This is a genomic window from Fusobacterium perfoetens, assembly GCF_021531595.1.
Classification (GTDB): Bacteria; Fusobacteriota; Fusobacteriia; order Fusobacteriales; family Fusobacteriaceae; genus Fusobacterium_B.
Genome location: NZ_JADYUD010000019.1, coordinates 1 through 18,091, shown reverse-complemented (window position 1 = coordinate 18,091; position 18,091 = coordinate 1). Strand labels below are relative to the sequence as shown.

Sequence of the window (18,091 nt, the reverse complement as noted above, 5' to 3'; positions counted from 1 at the left end):
ATTTAGGAGGAAAAATGTTAGTATCAACAAGACAATTATTATTAGATGCCCAAAAAGGAAAATATGCAGTACCTGCTTTTAATGTACATAACATGGAAACAATTCAAACGGTAGTAGAGGCAGCAGCAGAACTTAGATCTCCAATTATCGTTGCAGCTACACCTGGAACAATGAAATATGCAGGACCAGAATTTTTTATTAAATTAGTTGAAATCTGTTCTGAAAAATATGATATCCCAGTAGCTATGCATTTAGATCACCATGAAAATTATGATGAAATAGTAAATGCAATAGGAATTGGAACAAAATCAGCTATGATAGATGCTTCTCACTTAGATTTTGAAGAAAATGTTGCAATGGTTAAAAAAGTTGTAGATTATGCACATAGATTTGATGTTACTGTAGAAGGAGAGTTAGGAATTCTTGGAGGACAAGAAGATGACTTAGTAAGAGATGACAAAGATAGTAAATATACAAATCCTGCTCAAGCAAAAGAATATGTTGAAAGAACAGGAATAGATTCTCTTGCAGTTGCGATTGGAACAGCTCATGGAGTATATAAAGAAGAACCTAAATTAGACTTTGACAGACTTGCTGAAATAAGAGCAGTTGTTGATGTACCTTTAGTACTACACGGAGCATCAGGAGTACCTGCTGACCAAGTTAAAAAAGCAATAGAACTTGGAATTACAAAAGTAAATATTGCAACTGAATTAAAAATGCCTTTTGCTGAAACTTTAAGAAAAGTATTAATTGACAAACCAAATGAAAGCGACCCTAGAAAATATTTTGGACCTGCTAAAGAAGCAATGAAAAAAGTTGCTATAGAAAAAATCTTAATGTGTGGAAGTAACGGGAAAGCATAATGAAAAAAATATTAACAGTAACTTTAAATCCTGCAATAGATGTGAGATATAATGTTGAAAACATGAGAATTGGTGAAGTAAACAGAACAAAACATATTGAAAAAAATGCAGGGGGTAAAGGTATAAATGTAAGCAGAGTTATAAATCAACTTGGAGGAGATGTCCTTGCAACTGGTATTGTAGGTGGCTTTACAGGGAAACTTTTTCTTTCAAAACTTAATGCAGATGGTATAAAAAATAATTTTCTGGAAACTGATTATGAAACAAGAACATGTATTGCTGTTATAGATAAAGATATAAAAGGAATTACAGAATTTCTTGAATCAGCTGAAGGAACATCAGAAGATTTTAGTAAATTTGTAGAAAGATATATATCAATCCTTGATAAAGGAATAGATATTGTATGTGGTTCAGGAAGTCTTTTAAAAGGAATAGGAACAGATGCATATAATATATTAATAGATGAGGCAGCAAAAAGAGGAATTAAATTTATTCTTGATACAAGTGGAGCTTCATTAAAAAAAGGGATGGAAGCAAAGCCATTTTTAATAAAACCTAATCAAGAAGAGTTAGAAGATCTTACTGGTAAAAAATTTAACAACCTTTCAGAAGTTGTAGAAGCAGCAAAAGAAATAGTAAGCACAGGTATAGAAAATGTAATGGTAACTCTAGGAGGAGATGGGGCAGTTCTTGTAACTAAGAATAAAGCATATAAAGGGACTTTTCCTAAAGTTGAAATAAAAAATACAGTAGGATCTGGTGATTCTACTATAGCTGGGATGGCTTATGGTCTTTCTGTGGACAAATCTATAGATGAATGTTTCAGACTTGCAGTTGCATGTGGGACAACTAATGCAATGGTTGATAGTACAGGATTTATTGATCATGATATATTAAAAGATATTATTCCTAAAATAGTAATAGAGGAATTATAATAAACAGCAAAAAAGAGGGATTTCCCTCTTTTTTTGTTGACATACTCAATATAATCTAATAAAATTTATTTTGAGAATTAATATAATGGAGGATATTTTTTGAAAAATAAATATAATGCATCAGTAGACAGAACAGAAGAAATAAGATATTTTTTTGTAAATAAAATAATAAAAAATTATGCAGTAGCTTTTATAGCAATTATTATAATTGGCTATATTATTCTTACAGGAGCAGCTATATTCTTTAATATGAAAATAAAAGAATATAATAAATTAATTCAGGAAAAAGCTGAACAGTATGATTCACTGATGGCAGAAAATTTAGCTCTATATAATGATTTAGAAGATTCTAAGAAACAATTTGAAAATATAAATGAGAAAATAATAAAAATAGAAGAATTAATAAATGATGATATTTATACTTCTGATGAACCAATGACTCAAGAAGAAAAGTTGGAGATTTTAAAAGCAGATCTAGAAAAGAAAAAATATCTTTTGACTATAATTCCTAATGGTAATCCAATATTTCCTTTTAATGGCTACACAAGTGGTTTTGGAAAAAGAACTCATCCTACTCTTGATAAAACTCTTTTTCATTATGGACTTGATTACAGAGCAGATATAGGGACTTCTGTAATAGCTCCTGCTGATGGTGTGATTGAATATGCAGGATATAATAGTGGAGGTTTTGGAAAACTTATTATAGTTTCACATAGCTTTGGATTTAAGACTTATTATGCTCATTTGAACAAGATAAATGTAAAACAAGGAGATTTTATATTAAAAGGGGATAAAATAGGAGAAACAGGAAATACTGGAAGAAGTAGTGGCCCTCATTTACATTATGAAATTCATTATTTGGGAAGAAGACTTAATCCTAAAAATTTTGCCTCTTGGAGTCTTGAAAATTATGATGATATTTTTGATAAAGAGAAAAATGTAAAATGGCAATATCTTGCTGAAGCAATAAATCATCAGACTCAAATTTTTCAAAAAACAGAATAAATATTGTAGAACCGGTTTTATATCCGGTTTTATTTTTCTCCTTTATATATTAGTCCTATAAAATATAGATATATTAATAATAATTTGTATAAAAAATAATTTAATTTGAAAAGATAAGCAACTATTTTGTATAATTTATTTAGGTTTTGAACTATTAATAAATGAGGTAAAATATGGAAAATTTAAAAAAAGAAATTGAAAAATATATACCTTTTAATAATCAGGAAAAAGAAGATAAAAAATTTATTCTTGAAATATTTAAAAGTGAAAAAGATATTTTAACGAGAAATAATAAAAAATGTCATTTTAGTGTATCTGCTTGGATAGTAAATAGTGATAGAAAAAAAGTCTTGATGTGTTATCATAATATTTATAATTCTTGGGCTTGGCTTGGAGGTCATGCTGATGGAGACAGTGATTTAAAGAGAGTTATCTTGAAAGAGATAAAAGAAGAAAGTGGTTTAACAAAAGTTAAATTTTTATCAGAAGATGTTTTCTCCTTGGAAGTGCTTACTGTAAGTGGTCATATAAAAAAAGGAAACTATGTCTCTTCTCATCTTCATTTAAATTTAACATTTCTTATAGAAGCAGATATAGCTGATAAACTTTCAATAAAGCCTGATGAGAATAGTGGCTTGGAATGGATAGATGTAGAAGATATTTCAAAGAAATCAAATGAAAAATGGTTTGTAGATAATATTTATTCTAAATTAATTGAGAAAGTTAAAAAATATTATTAAATTTATAAAAGTGATTATTGCAAATTTATAAAAATAAAATTTTTATTTTATAAATTAAGGAGATCCTATGGAAAAATTTGAATTTATTTTAAAAAATACTCAAAAGATTATTATAAAAAAAGCTAGAGAGAATGATGCAGAAGAATTTTTAAAATATTTTAATAATGTAGGAGTAGAGACAGACTTTTTAGGTTTTGGGGCAGAAGGTCCAAAAATAACCTTAGAAGAAGAGAAAAAAATATTTAAAAATTCAACATCTAAAAATTTTTATCTTATAGCAGAACTAGGAGGAAAAATTATAGGTAGTTGCTCCATTAGTACAAATGAGAAAAGGCTTCGTTCTCTTCATTTTGGAGAATTAGGAATAGTGGTGTTAAAAGATTATTGGAATATAGGAATAGGGTATCATCTTATTTCAGTAGCAATAATGTTATCTAAAAAAGCAGGTCTTAGAAAAATAAATCTTGATACAAGAATAGATAATTTAAGGGCAATAAATCTTTATAAGAAGTTAGGATTTAAAGAGGAAGGAGTAATAACAAGAGGAACATTTATAAATAATAAATTTTATGATTTACTTATAATGGGATTGGAAATTAATTAAAAAATGATAAATTATTATATAAAGAATATTGACTTATAGTTAACTCTAAGTGGTATAGTAAAAATATAAATATTAAATATGCAAAAGAGGAGAGCAGCTATGAAAAATATATTAGTTTTATCATCAAGTCCAAGAAAAAATGGAAATTCAGATATTTTATGTGAACAATTTATAAAAGGAGCAAAGGAAAGCGGACATAATACAGAAAAAATTTATATTTCTGATATGAAAATAAATTATTGCACCGGCTGTGGAGTCTGCAATACTACTGGAAAATGTGTCCAACACGATGAAATGGAAAAACTATGTGAAAAAATGTTAAAAGCAGATGTAATTGTTTTTGCTACACCTGTTTATTTTTATTCTATGTGCGGTCAGATGAAAGTTTTTATAGATAGATTAGTTCCGGTATATACAAAACTTTTAAATAAAGAAGTGTATATAATAGTTACTGCTTGGGATTCAGAAAAAGCAAATTTAAACTCAACAGTAGAAGCTATAAGAGGACTTACAAGAGATTGTATGGAAGGAACAATAGAAAAAGGAATTATTTTAGGAAGCGGAAGTGCAGAAAAAGGAGAAATAAAAAACAGTGCTGCTTATTTAGAAGCTTATAAAATGGGAAAAAAAGCATAGGAGGACAAATGACAATATCTGAAGTTGGTAAAAAATATGATATTTCTACAGATACATTAAGATATTATGAAAGAATAGGACTTATCCCAAAAGTTGGAAAAAATAAAAGCGGAAATAGAGATTTTACAGAAGTAGACTGTAACTGGGTAGAATTTATTAAATGTATGAGAGGAGCAGGTATCTCTGTAGAAAGTTTGATTGATTATGTAAAATTATTCCAAGAGGGAGATAACACAATCAAAGCAAGAAAACAAATTTTAGTAGAAGAATATGAAATTTTAACTGAAAAAATAAAAAAATTACAAGAAGTTCAAGAAAGATTAAGGCTGAAAATAGAACTTTATGATAAAAATATTTTAGAGTATGAAGAAAAATTAAAAAAATAACAAGGAGGAAGAAGCATGAAATTTGATTTCACTTATTACAACCCAACTAAAATTTATTTTGGAAAAGATTCTCTTAATAATTTAGAGGGAGAATTAAAAAAATATGGAAAGACAGTACTTTTAGTCTATGGAAAAAATTCTATTAAGAAAAATGGTCTTTATGATAAAGTTATTGAAATTTTAAAATCTGCTAATAAAAAAGTTATTGAACTTGCAGGAATAAAATCTAATCCAACATACAAACAAATGATGGAAGGAGCAAAGCTTGTCAGAGAAAATAATGTTGATTTAATTTTAGCTGTTGGTGGAGGTTCTGTTATAGATTGTTCTAAAGCTATTTCTGTATCAGCTTATTGTGATGAAGAGCCTTGGGAAAAATATTGGATTAATTTTAAAAATGTAGATAATAAAATAGTTCCTGTTGGAAGTATACTTACAATGGTTGGAACTGGTTCTGAAATGAACGGAGGTTCTGTTATAACTCATGAAGAAAAAATGTTAAAAAATGGAAGGGTTTTCCCTACAGAAGTTTATCCAAAATTTTCTATTTTAAATCCTGAGTATACTTATACAGTTCCTAAAAACCAAATGGTTAGTGGAATATTTGACACTCTTTCACATCTTATGGAACAATATTTTTCAGGAGATGACAACAATACTACTGATTATGTAATTGAAGGAATCATGGAATCATTAATTGACAGTGCAAGAATAGCTATTAAAAATCCAAAAGATTATGAAGCTAGAAGCAATATTATGTGGTGTGCAACTCTTGGATTAAATACAGTTACAGGATTATCAAAAACACAAGATTGGGAAGTACATATGATAGAACACCAAGTTGGTGCTTATACTGACTGTCCTCATGGAATAGGACTTGCAATTGTATCTGTTCCTTATTACAAATATATCTATAAATATGGTTTAGATAAATTTGTAAGATTTGCTGAAAAAATTTGGAAAATAGATGGAAAAGGTATGACTAAAGAAGAAATTGCTCTTGCAGGAATTGAAAAACTTTCTGACTTTATAAAAGAAATGGGAATTCCTACAACATTAAGAGAAATTGGTGCTACAGAAGAAATGCTTCCACTTATTGCAAATTCTACTGTAATTATGGAAGGTGGGTATAAAAAATTAACTGCTGATGAAATTTTAGAAATTTTAAAAGAATCATTCTAAAATAAATTAGAATTACAAATGGAATACAGTTTATTTAGAATGAATGATAACAAAAATAACTCCTAGATATGCTGAATAAAAATGGAAATCAGAATAAATATCATAAGAAGCTCCCGTTTGTTTACATTGTAATATTTTTATTCCTGTAAAAAATAAAAGAATAAAAATACTTAAAATTATAAATATAATAGCAGTTTTAAATGTTCTCTTAAAATTATATTTTCCTTTAAAGATATTTTTATACCAAAATCTATTAAGAAAAATATGGAGAATAGAAAAAAGTAATAAGGATAATCCTAAAAATTTATGAATCTTTTCCCCAGTAAAATTATAAAACATAAGAAAAATAAAAGAAAGAATCATAAATATATCTACAAAAATTTTAATTAAATTTTTAGTCATAAAATCCTCCCTAAATATTTAAAAGAGGTCTGTTTTTATTTTGCAGACCTCTTTTAAGAAAATAAAAACTAAAATTTGTATTCAAAACCTGCATAGAAAGATCTTTCAGAAGCAGGATCATAAACTTGAATCCCATTTTCCAAAGCCTCTTGATCAAAGTTTTGTCTATCAAGAAGGTTGTTTATTCCTCCATAAAGTTTTAAACCGTTATCCATAGAATAGTTTGCTGTTAAGTCAAGAGTGATGTAACTTCTTGCTTTGTATTTATTTGCTCTGTCAAGATAATATCCATCTTTATAATTAAATGTTAAGATAGTATTAAATTTATCAGTCCATCTTACCCCTGTTCCAATGTTAGCATTTAATTTTGAAGTATAAGGGACTTGATTTCCTTCAATAGAATTATCATCACTATTTTCTGTAATTTCTGCATCAACATACGAAATTCCTTCAAAGAAGAAAAGTTTTCCATAGTCTTGATTTAAGTTAAGCTCAATACCTTTTCTTTGTGTTTCATCAAGATTGTAATAAGCCCATTCGTTTCCATGTGAAATTTCATCATAATAAATTTCACCTTTTGTTCTTCCAATAAAAGCATTAAACTGAACAACAGAACCTAAAATATAATCTTTTAATCCTATTTCAAGAGTTTGGTTTGTTTCAGCCTCAAGATCATTTATAGAATATCCTGCTGTTCCATTTTTATCTTGAAATTCAGTTGGGGCAGGAGTTCTGAAACTTTGCTCGGCTCTTACATAGATATTTCCTGTATCAGAATAAATATAGTTTACAGCAGCTTCATAGCTGTCATTTATCATAGATTTTTTTATTTTACTTTGTTTTAATCCACTATCAACATAAGGATTAGAAGTTTCTCCAGGTTTTACTCCCATAAAAATTTCACCTGAAGTAGAAGTATTAGTTATATAAGGCATAACTTTATGGTAATAATGAGAATTTTTTGTTGTATCAAAATATGTCCACTCTCTTCTTACCCCCTGCATAAATTCAAACTGCCCCACTGTTGTTTTATTGAAAATATATGCTCCATGACTTTCTTTTTCACTGTCAAGATTATAAACTTTATACATATCTAAAAAATTATCAAAATCTCTCTGAGATTTTTGAAGTTTATAATCATATCCTAAAATGAAATAACTTTTTTCTCCGTAATTATATTTTAAAGATGGATTTATTTTAAATTTTTCTTCTGTAAAAGTTCCAATATAATCAGCATAATAAGATTTATATTGACTATTCGTATTAGCTAAATCAGGACGACCATTAACTAATAAAGGACTTTCAGCGAAATTTAATACATTAAGTTCTTTTTGATTAATATCATTTGTTGTTTTCTGCCAGCTTGCAGTCAAATTAAAATCAAGATTATCTGTAAGTTCTCTTTTATAATTTGCAGAGATATCATCTCTTTTAATTTTACTTTTATTTAAAATATCATAAGAGTTATCTATTTTTCCCCCAACAGGCATACTTTTTCCAGCAATATTAATCATTCCGCTTTCAGGAAGCTGGTTTCCTGCTTTATCTACACTAGATTGATTATTATCTGCTTTCCATTCATCTCTTGTTAAAAGGTCAGCTGTTTTAGTTTCTTTCTCATAATGAGCATATCTTATTGATAAATTTGATTTATCATCAATTTTTATAAGTCCTGTGGCATCAATATTATAATTTTTATTTATTTCGTCATCTCTATTTGTTTTGCTGTTTTCCCCTTGGTAGTTTACAAGAACTGAAAATCTGTCATTTATTTTTGTAGCAGTTCCAGCTTTAAAAATTTTTTCATTATTGCTTCCATATCTTGCTCCAACATATGATTCACTTTTTTCAACAGAATCTTTCGTTATTATATTAATAACTCCTCCGTTAGCTCCATCTCCAAAAAGAACTCCGTTTCCTCCCGGAAGAATTTCTATTTTTTCAATATTTGAAACAGGTATACTGTTTAAAGGTAATGTTCCATGATTAATATCAATAGGATTTATACTCATTCCATCAACCATAACTTGAACTGTTCCTTTTGAATTAAGCCCACTTCCTCTCATTTCAATAGCTTGCCCCAATGAATCATTCTTAATGGTAATAAGAGGAGAATTTTCTAAGATTTCGTAAACATCTTTATAATTTTTTTCTTCTATTTCCCCCTGTGTAATAACTTGAATATTTTTAGGTGTATTCTGTAAAGTTTCTTCAAAGCCGTTTGTAGATTTTACATATGTTTTGTCAAGAGTTACCTCTGCTGTATTTTCTGCATAAGCTGCAGCACTTATAATAAAAGCTGCTAATAAAGTTTTTTTCATAAAATTTTACCTTCCCTCTATAAAAATTTTTGTAGTCTAAAAATCATGTAAGATTTATAACATAATTTTATTTAGATTGTCAAACTATTTTTTGATTAAATTTTTTGATATTGACAAATGAGAATTTTTATAGTATTATTGCATTTATAATAAAAATAGAAATTTTGGAGAAAAAAAAGATATACTTTTATCAGATAAAAATGTATAATACTCAAATATAAAATAGTATTTTTGTAATTAGTGAATAATTATTAAGGAGGTATTATGAAAATAATTATTATTGGTGGAGTAGCAGCAGGAATGTCTGCAGCAGCAAAAGCTAGCAGACTTAATAAAGATGCTCAGCTTGTAATTTATGAAAAAACAGATATAGTTTCTTGGGGTGCATGTGGTCTTCCATATTATGTGGGAGATTTTTATAAAGATCCTCAAAATATGATAGCAAGACCTGTTCATAAATTTTTAGAAGCTGGAATGAATATTAAAATAAAACATGAAGTTATTGATGTTAATTTTAAAACAAAAGAAATAACAGTAAAAAATCTTGAAAATGGAAAAATTTTTAAAGACAATTATGATAAGCTTATGATAGCAACAGGAGCAAGTGCAATTATACCTCCAATTAAAAATATTTCAACTCATGGAGTTTATACATTAAAAGATTATACTGATGGAATTACTCTTAAAGAAGAAATGATGAAAGAAGAAAATCAAGAAATTATAATTGTAGGTGCTGGATATATAGGAATAGAAGTTGTTGAGGCAGCAAAACATTTGGGAAAAAGAAATATAAGACTTATCCAATTAGGAGAAAGAGTTTTAATGGAAAGCTTTGATAAAGAAATTACAGATATTATGGAAGAAGAAATAAAAAGTCATGAAGGAATAAATCTTCATCTCAATGAAACTGTTCTTGAAATTATTGAAGAAAATGGAAAAGTAATAGGTGTGAAAACAAATAAAGGAGAATATAAAGCCGATCTTATTGTTATAGCAACAGGTGTGAGACCAAATACTGCATTTTTAAAAGATACAGGAATTAAAATGCTTGCGAATGGAGCTTTGATAATTGATGAATACGGAAAGACAAGTATAGATTCTGTTTATTCAGCAGGAGATTGTGCTACAGTTTATCATTTAGTAAGAGAAGAAAATGTATTTATTCCTCTTGCAACAACAGCCAATAAAATAGGAAGAATTGTTGGAGAAAATCTTGCTGGAGTTAAAACTTCATTTAAGGGAACTCTTGGCTCTGCAGCTGTAAAAGTCATGAATTTAGAAGCTGGAAGAACAGGAATAACAGAAGCTGAAGCTATAAAAAAAGGAATAAATTATAAGACAGTTTTTGTAAAAGATAAAAATCAAACAAATTACTATCCAGGACAAGAAGATATATTTGTAAAGCTTATTTATAATAGTGATACAAGAATTATTCTTGGAGCACAAATTGCAGGAAAAAAAGGTGCAGTTTTAAGAGTTGATTCATTAGCTGTTGCAATTTACTCAAAACTTACAGTAGATGAAATAGGAATGATGGATTTTTGTTATGCTCCTCCTTTTGCAAGGACTTGGGATGTAATGAATGTGGCAGGAAATATTGCCAAATAGATTGAAAAATTTTAATATTTAAATTTAAAAAAGGGGAAAATTTATGATTATGAACAATGTATTTTTCAAGGAATTTTTAAAAATTAGTGATATTAAAACAATAATATTTTTATTCGTTTTAATAATTATACTTTTTGGTCTTAATAAACTTCCAAAGAAAAAATTTAGTTTTTCTGCAAAAGTTATGATTGCAACTGTTGTTGGTCTCATTTTAGGACTTGTTATACAAGTTGTTGCAGGATTTTCAAATAATCCTATGGAACTAACTTTTGTTTCTGAAACAACTTTATGGTATAGTCTAATTGGGGGAGGATTTATTTCTTTTGTAAGAATGCTTGTAATTCCTCTTGTTATGGTGTCAATTATTCATGTTATAATAAATATGAAAGAGGATGCAAAACTTGGAGCTTTGGTTCAAAGAACTCTTATAATTACTCTTATAATGGTTGCAATATCAGTTGCTCTTGGAATTTTTTTAGGAAAAATATTTAATGTTGGTCATGTAGAACAGGCAGTTGCAGCAGAGGGAGTAAATAAAATAAGAGAAGTTAAAAATATAGTTGATACATTAAAAGCTCTTATTCCAGCAAATCCTATTGAAGCAATGGTAAATCTTAATATTGTTGGACTTGTAATCTTTTCTTCAATGGTTGGTGTAGCTGCAAAAAGAATGTCAAAAAAATATATGGAAATTGTAAGTCCATTTTTTGCTCTTATAAATGCTATGCAAAAAATTATTGTTTCAATGGCAATGAGTATTATAAGATGGATGCCTCTTGCAGTTGTGCCTTTACTAGCAAATACAATAGCACAAAAAGGTATTGGAGCAATAGTTGAAGTAAGTAAATTTATACTTGTTCTATATCTTGCAGTAGCGATTATGTTTGTTATTCAAATGCTTGCAGTAGCAATGTTTGGATTAAATCCTATAACTTATGTTAAAAAAAGTATTTCTCTTTTAATTCTTGCATTTACTTCAAGATCAAGTGTGGGATGTCTTCCTGTTACGATTTCAACTCTTACAAACAAACTTGGAGTTAGTGAATCTACTGCAAGTTTTGTTGGAAGTTTTGGGACAACAGCTGGAATGCAAGGATGTGCAGGAATATTTCCTGCTCTTACAATAGTTTTTGTAACAAATATGAGTGGGCATAATATTGATCTTACTCTTATAGTGATGTCAATAATAGTTGTTTCTATAAGCTCACTTGGAATTGCAGGAATTCCAGGAACTGCTACAATGGCTGCATCAGTCAGTCTTTCTGGTACAGGACTTGCAAGTTTATTTCCTCTTGTAAATCCAATTCTTGCAATAGATCCTATCATTGACATGCCGAGAACAATGCTTAATGTAATAGGTTCTGTTACAAATGCAATTATGGTTGATAAATCTTTAGGACAAATAAATCTTTCTGTTTATAATAATCCTAAAGCTGGAAATGAAATAGCTGCAAGTGAAGAGTTTGAATAGAAAGAAAATAAAAGCTAGCTTATAATTATTAATTTAAAAGGGGATGTATTTTTTACAACTCCTTTTTTATATTATAAAAAAGTTTACTTAAATAACTTTCACAGGATAAAGAAGAGGGAATTTAAAAATTTTATTTTTCGGAATAATTATACTTTATGATATAATAAAAAAAATTACTATGTAGGTGATAGAAAAATGGTAATATTAAAAGAACTTAAAAATTTTGTAAATGGAACTTCAAGTGAGTTAGATATTAAGAATTATATTTTAGAACATCCTGAAGATATAGAAAGAATGTCAGCGAGAGAACTTGGAAAAGCAACTTTTACAAGTGCAGCTTCTGTTACAAGGTTCTGTAGAAAATTAGGTTATAAAGGTTATCCTAAATTTCGTTTTAAATTTATAGGTGAAATAAAATTTTCTAGAACTAAAACAAAAGAAAATATAGAACTTTTAGCAGAAGAAAATGTAGTTACTATCGTAAGAAAAGTTACTGAAGTTCAAAAAAGAGCAATAGAGGAAACTTCTGAAGGAATAAGTTTTGAAAAATTAAAAAGAATAACAGAAAATATACATAAAGCTGAGATTGTTGATTTTTATGCTTTTGACTTAAATTATCATCTTACTCAATATGGATGTAGCCAGTATTTTCATGCAAGGAAGAAAACAAATACATATACAGCTACAAATATGCAGGCTATAAATGCTCTTATGAGTGATGAAAAGCATTTTGCTATTTTTATAAGTCATACAGGAGAAAATGGACGACTTGTTGAAATTGCTAAAATTTTAAAAGAGAGAAAAACAAAAATTTTGGTAATTACAGCTAAAAAGAACAGTACTCTTACAGAGTTTGCAGATGATTGTCTTTTTGCTTCTGCTCCAAAGACTTTTCAGGAGTTTTTATTTCCTGCATTCTACAGTTCTGTAAAATATATTTTAGATATTTTATGGGGAATAGAATTTGCTATGGAATATGATAAAAACATAAAACTTAATAAAGTTTATGATAAAATAGGAGAAGCTTCTCTTTGGGGGCTTTTAAAAAAATTAGATTGTGGATATACAAAATAACAACGAGAAGAAATGGAGATTTTCAAAAATTTCTGTTTCTTTTTTTTGTTTTTTGAAACAATGAAACAAAAAAACATATAAAATTTTAATTTTTTTTGAAACAATGAACCTGTTTAACTTTAAAGTATTTTAAAATGAATTAAACTGTGTTATATTTGACCTATAAATAATAAAATAATTCAAATTAAAAATATGGAGGTAAAAAATGGCTCAAGTAAAAAGAGATTATCCAAAACTTGCAGAGGATATTATTCGTGAAGTTGGAGGAAAAGAGAATATTATAAATGCTACTATTAAATAGAGTGATAGCTACAATGTCAGCTGTTTTTGCTCCTTTTATCTATATTTTTGCAGCAGCCGGAATTTTACAAGGAATTTTAATCTTAACAAATCTTTTTTATCCTGAATTTGCTTCAACAGGGACATATGAAATATTAAGCTTCATATCTTGGACACCTTTTGCATTTCTACCTGTTTTAATAGGAATAACTGCATCAAAACATTTTAATGGAAAAAGCACCTATACTAGGGGCAGTTTTAATTGGGGGATTATGGGAAATATTTGTAATCTTTGGAGTTCATTGGGGAATAACTCCGATGGTAATGGCAAATTTTAGCATGTATGGTTATGATGCTTTCCAAGCTTTTCAGACTTTAGCTGTAATAGCTCAAATTGGTGCTGCAATAGGTTGTTTCTTTAAATCAAAAAATAAAGAACTTAAAAAAGTTGCTATTTCGGCAAGTATTACAGGAATATTTGGAATTACTGAGCCAACACTTTATGGAGTTACACTTCGCCTTAAAAAACCATTTATATGTGCTTGTGTAGGTGGAGCAATATCAGCTGCTGTTATGAGTTTCTTTGGTACAGTTTATTATGCTTATGCTGGACTTCCTGGAATACTTACAATAGTAAATGCAATAAATCCTAATAATACAACAGGATTTATAGGAATGGTAATTGGTTCTGCTCTTGCAGTAATTGTTCCTGCTGTTCTTGTAATGATTGTGGGATTTGATGATCCAAAAGAAAAATAGAGATATTGAATTTAATTACAAAAAATAAAAAGAGAGGTTTAAAAATATGGGATATAGATTACCAGAAAATTTTTTATGGGGTGGAGCTGTTGCTGCTCATCAAATAGAAGGTGCTTGGAATGTTGATGGAAAAGGTGTAAGTGTTATAGATGTTATGACAGGCGGAACAAAAGATAAAATGAGAAAAATAACAGATGGTGTTATTGAAGGAGAATTCTATCCAAATCACGAAGCTACAGATTTTTATCACCACTACAAAGAAGATGTTGCACTTTTAGCAGAGATGGGATTTAAATGTTTTAGAACGAGTATAGCTTGGACAAGAATTTTTCCAAACGGAGATGAAGAAACTCCTAATGAAGCAGGATTAAAATTCTATGACGATTTATTTGATGAACTTTTAAAATATGGAATAGAGCCTGTAATAACTTTAAGTCATTTTGAAATGCCTTATCATCTTGCTGAAAGTTATGGAGGATGGATAAATCGTAAAATTATTGACTGTTATGTAAAATTTGCAGTAACAGTAATGGAGCGTTATAAAAATAAAGTAAAATATTGGATAACTTTTAATGAAATAAACAATCAATCAAATACTTCTACAGATATATTTGGTTGGACAAATTCAGGAATAAAATTCTCTGATTATCAAAATCCAAGAGAAGCAATGTTTCAGGCAGCACATCACGAATTTTTGGCAAGTGCCTTAGTTGTAAAAAAAGGACACGAAATAAATCCAGAATTTAAAATAGGAGGAATGTGTGGTTGGGTACCAATTTATCCATATTCATGCAATCCTGAAGATGTAATGACAGCTGTTGAAGAAATGCATGAAAGATATTATTTTATGGATGTTCATGTGAGAGGGCATTATCCTGCTTATGCAAAAGCAATGTGGAAAAAAGAGAATATAAATATTCAAATGGAAGAAGATGATGAAAAAATTCTTTCTGAAGGAAAAATTGATTATATAGGAATAAGCTATTACATGTCTGGAGCAGTGAAAGCCGATATAGAAAAAGACACTTCAACATCTCTTGATGGAGCAACATCAAAATCAATAAAAAATCCATATGTAAAAGCAAGTGATTGGGGATGGCAAATAGATCCTATTGGTCTTAGATATTCTCTTGCAACTTTATATGAAAGATATGAACTTCCAATCTTTATAATTGAAAATGGTTTTGGTGCAATAGATATCCTTGATGAAAATAAAAACTGTGATGATAGCTATAGAATAGAATATCTTAAAGCACATATTGAAGAGATGAAGAAAGCTATGGAATTTGATGGTGTAGAAGTTATGGGCTATACACCATGGGGATGTATTGATGTTGTCTCATTTACAACAGGTGAACTTAGAAAGCGTTATGGATTTATATATGTTGATAAAAATGACGATGGAACAGGAACAGGAAAAAGATACAGAAAGAAATCTTTTGAGTGGTATAAAAATGTTATAAAAACAAATGGAGAAGAATTATAAAATAGAGAATGAGAGGGAAGTGCGGACAATTTCTTGGACAATATTCCGAGTGTAAATAATTTTGTGTATTTATCATCTCTTGATTATTAATTTTTAAATTACTTTAAAGGCTGAAAGGAAATTAAAAACCTTTCAGTTTTTTCATAAACAATTAAATTTTATTTATTTTATAGTTTTAAATTGCTTTTCTTTTTAAATGTTTATATAATAGCTATATAGGAAGATATACATAATTTACTATAAAAAAGGAGGAGTAAAAATGAGACTTTGCATTGTATTTACTCTGTGCAAAGTTAATTTTAATTAGATTTGTACAGAGTTTAATAAATTAACTTTGCACTTTTTATAAAAAATAAAATAAAAGGAGTAAAGTTAATATGACATTAAAAAATTTTTATATCTTTATAATAGGACAATTTGTTTCTCAATTTGGAAGCAGAATGACAAGTTATGGTTTTACACTATGGATTTATAAAACAACAAATTCTGTTTTTTATACATCTTTAGTAACACTTTGTTATTTAGTTCCAGAGATTTTATTTAATTTTATAGCAGGAACTTTAAGTGATAAGTGGGATAAAAAAACAGTTTTAAAAGTTTCTGATTCTTTTGCAGGAGTATTATCTTTTGTAACTCTTATACTTTTGATTTTTGGAAAACTTAAATTCCAGTATATTTTTATAATAAATATTCTATTAGGAATTGCTGATTCTTTTCAAGCTCCTACATCAGAAGTTGTAATTTCTTTAATTGTTTCAAAAAAAGATTATATAAAGACAAGTGGTATTCGTTCTTTTTTTAAATCTTTTTTAGATATATTTGTTCCTATTTTATCAGTTTCTATTTATGCTCTTTGGGGATTAAAAGTTATAATTATAATAGATTTGATGACTTTTATATTTGCATATTTAACATTGATAATTTTTGTTAAGATTCCAAAGTTACAAATTTCTGATAAAAAAGAAAGATTTATAAATGATTTTATATTAGGAATAAAATATCTACTTTCAATGAAAGATATTCTTACTTTGATTTTCTTTATGGGATTTATAAATCTAGTCTATGGAATATACTCAACAGCTCTTGCTCCAATGGTTTTATTAAGAAATGGTAATAATGATTTTCAATTAGGAATAGTTACCAGTATGATTGGAATAGCAGGTCTTGTTGGAAGTATGCTCCTTAAATTTTTTCCAAAATTTAAAAATTATAGTGTACTTTTAACAAATATAATGATTTTTTCTTTTGGAGTTTGTAATTTCTCTTTAGGCATAGGAAAAAATTATATAATTTGGGTTCTAGGTATATTTTTAGGAAATATTTTAGTTCCATTACTTCTTGCAAATGTAGATTATTTAACAAGAGTAAGAATACCAATAGAACTACAAGGAAGAGTTTTTTCAGCTAGAAATACAATTCAATATTTATTTTTACCAGTTGGAATTTTTTTATCAGGAGTTTTGAATGATTTTATATTTTATCCAATCATAAAAGATAATTATTCATTAATGAAAAATTTATCTTTTTTAGGAAAAAATAATCAAGAACTTTCTATAGCCTTATTATATATTTTTATAGGTTTTTTAGGAATAATAGGGTCTATAACTTTTAGAAATAGTAAAAATTTCAAAGAACTGGATAAAATTGATATGTAGTTTTTAAATGAAATTTAAAATTTTATAAATTAATATAGGAAGTGCTTATAACAAATTTAACAAATAAAGGATAATTTTGTTGTAAGCACTTTTTAACTAAGAAAAAATAAATAGTATAAAAAATTTTTCTAATATTTTCATTTTTCTAAAAATTTTTTTAAATAAATCATATCTATCAGTTGTATTCCATTTTCATAGATAGGTTTTTCATAATTTTCTATAAAGAAGTTTTTAACAATATGAGATTTTTTAAATCCACATTTTTCATAAAAAGGAATTGTAAGCAAACTATCTCCAGTTCCTACTTGTATAATTGAATAATTTTCAGAGTATTTTTTTACTATGAATTCTATTAATTTTTTTCCATATCCTTGTTTTTGAAAATTTGGAGAAACAGCAATATTTTTTATTTCAAGTATTTCATTTCCCTCATTTGTTATTACACATTCTGCCTTTATTCCATTATCATTTAAAATATACATTTCTCCTTTTTCAAGGTATTTATCAATCATTTTTTCTTCTTCATCAGCTAATAGTAGTAAATCAAGATATCTTTTTTTATTATTTTCTATTTTTAAAAATTCCATTTTAATTTTCCTTTCTGTTATAAAATTTAATATTTAAAATTATTAAATAGAAATTTGAAATAATAAAATTTTTATTTTTTTATAATATTATTAAG

Annotated in this window: 18 protein-coding genes; 14 read left to right on the top strand and 4 right to left on the bottom strand. The window is 27.5% G+C overall.

Translation table 11 applies throughout. The annotated features are described in order from the left end of the window. Nucleotides 1-14 precede the first annotated feature (14 nt). The 8 genes from I6E17_RS09215 to I6E17_RS09180 all read left to right on the top strand — a co-directional run bounded on the left by I6E17_RS09215 (nt 15) and on the right by I6E17_RS09180 (nt 6,354). A complete protein-coding gene (locus tag I6E17_RS09215; RefSeq protein ID WP_235236935.1) occupies nt 15-866 on the top strand; it encodes a tagatose bisphosphate family class II aldolase in 852 nt (283 codons plus the stop codon). Beyond that, complete coding sequence (gene pfkB, locus I6E17_RS09210) at nt 866-1,801, top strand: 1-phosphofructokinase (RefSeq protein WP_235236934.1); 936 nt, start codon at nt 866-868, stop codon at nt 1,799-1,801. Before I6E17_RS09215 ends, pfkB begins: the two co-directional genes overlap by 1 nt. 99 nt (nt 1,802-1,900) lie before the next feature. Beyond that, a complete protein-coding gene (locus tag I6E17_RS09205; RefSeq protein WP_235236932.1) occupies nt 1,901-2,806 on the top strand; it encodes a M23 family metallopeptidase in 906 nt (301 codons plus the stop codon). Nucleotides 2,807-2,979: 173 nt separating this feature from the next. Then, complete coding sequence (locus tag I6E17_RS09200; protein ID WP_235236930.1) at nt 2,980-3,546, top strand: NUDIX hydrolase; 567 nt, start codon at nt 2,980-2,982, stop codon at nt 3,544-3,546. Nucleotides 3,547-3,613: 67 nt separating this feature from the next. Continuing rightward, nucleotides 3,614-4,150, top strand: a complete 537-nt coding sequence (locus tag I6E17_RS09195) for a GNAT family N-acetyltransferase (RefSeq protein ID WP_235236928.1) — start codon at nt 3,614-3,616, stop codon at nt 4,148-4,150. A gap of 99 nt (nt 4,151-4,249) precedes the next feature. Next, nucleotides 4,250-4,786: a flavodoxin family protein gene (locus I6E17_RS09190; protein ID WP_235236926.1), complete on the top strand. Its 537-nt coding sequence runs from the start codon at nt 4,250-4,252 to the stop codon at nt 4,784-4,786. 8 nt (nt 4,787-4,794) lie between these two features. Further along, nucleotides 4,795-5,172: a MerR family transcriptional regulator gene (locus I6E17_RS09185; RefSeq protein WP_235236924.1), complete on the top strand. Its 378-nt coding sequence runs from the start codon at nt 4,795-4,797 to the stop codon at nt 5,170-5,172. Between the two features lie 15 nt (nt 5,173-5,187). Then, nucleotides 5,188-6,354, top strand: coding sequence for an iron-containing alcohol dehydrogenase (locus I6E17_RS09180; RefSeq protein ID WP_235236922.1), 1,167 nt, complete (start codon nt 5,188-5,190; stop codon nt 6,352-6,354). 30 nt (nt 6,355-6,384) lie between these two features. Here the strand turns inward: I6E17_RS09180 and I6E17_RS09175 are convergent, their stop codons facing one another. Next, nucleotides 6,385-6,756: a hypothetical protein gene (locus I6E17_RS09175; RefSeq protein ID WP_235236920.1), complete on the bottom strand. Its 372-nt coding sequence runs from the start codon at nt 6,754-6,756 to the stop codon at nt 6,385-6,387. Between the two features lie 68 nt (nt 6,757-6,824). Next, the gene (locus tag I6E17_RS09170) at nt 6,825-9,077 is read right to left on the bottom strand and encodes a TonB-dependent receptor (RefSeq protein ID WP_235236918.1); all 2,253 of its coding nucleotides are present in this window, start codon (nt 9,075-9,077) and stop codon (nt 6,825-6,827) included. A 264-nt stretch (nt 9,078-9,341) separates the two neighbouring features. Here I6E17_RS09170 and I6E17_RS09165 point away from each other — a divergent pair, with 264 nt between their 5' ends. From I6E17_RS09165 to I6E17_RS09155, 3 genes are all read left to right on the top strand, one after another. After that, nucleotides 9,342-10,685 carry a CoA-disulfide reductase gene (locus I6E17_RS09165; RefSeq protein WP_235236916.1) on the top strand — a complete coding sequence of 448 codons (1,344 nt, stop codon included), beginning with the start codon at nt 9,342-9,344 and terminating at the stop codon, nt 10,683-10,685. Between the two features lie 43 nt (nt 10,686-10,728). Continuing rightward, entirely contained in the window at nt 10,729-12,156 is a 1,428-nt protein-coding gene (locus tag I6E17_RS09160) for a cation:dicarboxylate symporter family transporter (RefSeq protein ID WP_235236914.1), read from the top strand. Nucleotides 12,157-12,351: 195 nt separating this feature from the next. Then, nucleotides 12,352-13,230: a MurR/RpiR family transcriptional regulator gene (locus tag I6E17_RS09155; protein ID WP_235236912.1), complete on the top strand. Its 879-nt coding sequence runs from the start codon at nt 12,352-12,354 to the stop codon at nt 13,228-13,230. Nucleotides 13,231-13,627: 397 nt separating this feature from the next. Here the strand turns inward: I6E17_RS09155 and I6E17_RS09940 are convergent, their stop codons facing one another. Further along, nucleotides 13,628-13,750: a hypothetical protein gene (locus I6E17_RS09940; RefSeq protein ID WP_268825996.1), complete on the bottom strand. Its 123-nt coding sequence runs from the start codon at nt 13,748-13,750 to the stop codon at nt 13,628-13,630. Between I6E17_RS09940 and I6E17_RS09150 the strand changes: the two genes are divergently transcribed. The 3 genes from I6E17_RS09150 to I6E17_RS09140 all read left to right on the top strand — a co-directional run bounded on the left by I6E17_RS09150 (nt 13,738) and on the right by I6E17_RS09140 (nt 17,409). Next, nucleotides 13,738-14,268, top strand: a complete 531-nt coding sequence (locus tag I6E17_RS09150; protein WP_235236910.1) for a PTS transporter subunit EIIC — start codon at nt 13,738-13,740, stop codon at nt 14,266-14,268. The genes I6E17_RS09940 and I6E17_RS09150 overlap by 13 nt on opposite strands. 46 nt (nt 14,269-14,314) lie before the next feature. Further along, a complete protein-coding gene (locus tag I6E17_RS09145; protein ID WP_235236908.1) occupies nt 14,315-15,754 on the top strand; it encodes a 6-phospho-beta-glucosidase in 1,440 nt (479 codons plus the stop codon). Between the two features lie 377 nt (nt 15,755-16,131). After that, nucleotides 16,132-17,409, top strand: a complete 1,278-nt coding sequence (locus I6E17_RS09140; protein WP_235236906.1) for an MFS transporter — start codon at nt 16,132-16,134, stop codon at nt 17,407-17,409. 137 nt (nt 17,410-17,546) lie between these two features. Here the strand turns inward: I6E17_RS09140 and I6E17_RS09135 are convergent, their stop codons facing one another. Next, nucleotides 17,547-17,996: a GNAT family N-acetyltransferase gene (locus tag I6E17_RS09135; RefSeq protein WP_235236904.1), complete on the bottom strand. Its 450-nt coding sequence runs from the start codon at nt 17,994-17,996 to the stop codon at nt 17,547-17,549. Nucleotides 17,997-18,091 lie beyond the last annotated feature (95 nt).

Bases quoted from the DNA above. Each gene is read 5' to 3' on its own strand.
- I6E17_RS09215 (WP_235236935.1), top strand. From the start codon at position 15: ATGTTAGTATCAACAAGACAATTATTATTAGATGCCCAAAAAGGAAAA.
- pfkB (WP_235236934.1), top strand. From the start codon at position 866: ATGAAAAAAATATTAACAGTAACTTTAAATCCTGCAATAGATGTGAGA.
- I6E17_RS09200 (WP_235236930.1), top strand. From the start codon at position 2,980: ATGGAAAATTTAAAAAAAGAAATTGAAAAATATATACCTTTTAATAAT.
- I6E17_RS09195 (WP_235236928.1), top strand. From the start codon at position 3,614: ATGGAAAAATTTGAATTTATTTTAAAAAATACTCAAAAGATTATTATA.
- I6E17_RS09190 (WP_235236926.1), top strand. From the start codon at position 4,250: ATGAAAAATATATTAGTTTTATCATCAAGTCCAAGAAAAAATGGAAAT.
- I6E17_RS09185 (WP_235236924.1), top strand. From the start codon at position 4,795: ATGACAATATCTGAAGTTGGTAAAAAATATGATATTTCTACAGATACA.
- I6E17_RS09180 (WP_235236922.1), top strand. From the start codon at position 5,188: ATGAAATTTGATTTCACTTATTACAACCCAACTAAAATTTATTTTGGA.
- I6E17_RS09175 (WP_235236920.1), bottom strand. From the start codon at position 6,756: ATGACTAAAAATTTAATTAAAATTTTTGTAGATATATTTATGATTCTT.
- I6E17_RS09170 (WP_235236918.1), bottom strand. From the start codon at position 9,077: ATGAAAAAAACTTTATTAGCAGCTTTTATTATAAGTGCTGCAGCTTAT.
- I6E17_RS09165 (WP_235236916.1), top strand. From the start codon at position 9,342: ATGAAAATAATTATTATTGGTGGAGTAGCAGCAGGAATGTCTGCAGCA.
- I6E17_RS09160 (WP_235236914.1), top strand. From the start codon at position 10,729: ATGATTATGAACAATGTATTTTTCAAGGAATTTTTAAAAATTAGTGAT.
- I6E17_RS09155 (WP_235236912.1), top strand. From the start codon at position 12,352: ATGGTAATATTAAAAGAACTTAAAAATTTTGTAAATGGAACTTCAAGT.
- I6E17_RS09150 (WP_235236910.1), top strand. From the start codon at position 13,738: ATGGAAAAAGCACCTATACTAGGGGCAGTTTTAATTGGGGGATTATGG.
- I6E17_RS09145 (WP_235236908.1), top strand. From the start codon at position 14,315: ATGGGATATAGATTACCAGAAAATTTTTTATGGGGTGGAGCTGTTGCT.
- I6E17_RS09140 (WP_235236906.1), top strand. From the start codon at position 16,132: ATGACATTAAAAAATTTTTATATCTTTATAATAGGACAATTTGTTTCT.
- I6E17_RS09135 (WP_235236904.1), bottom strand. From the start codon at position 17,996: ATGGAATTTTTAAAAATAGAAAATAATAAAAAAAGATATCTTGATTTA.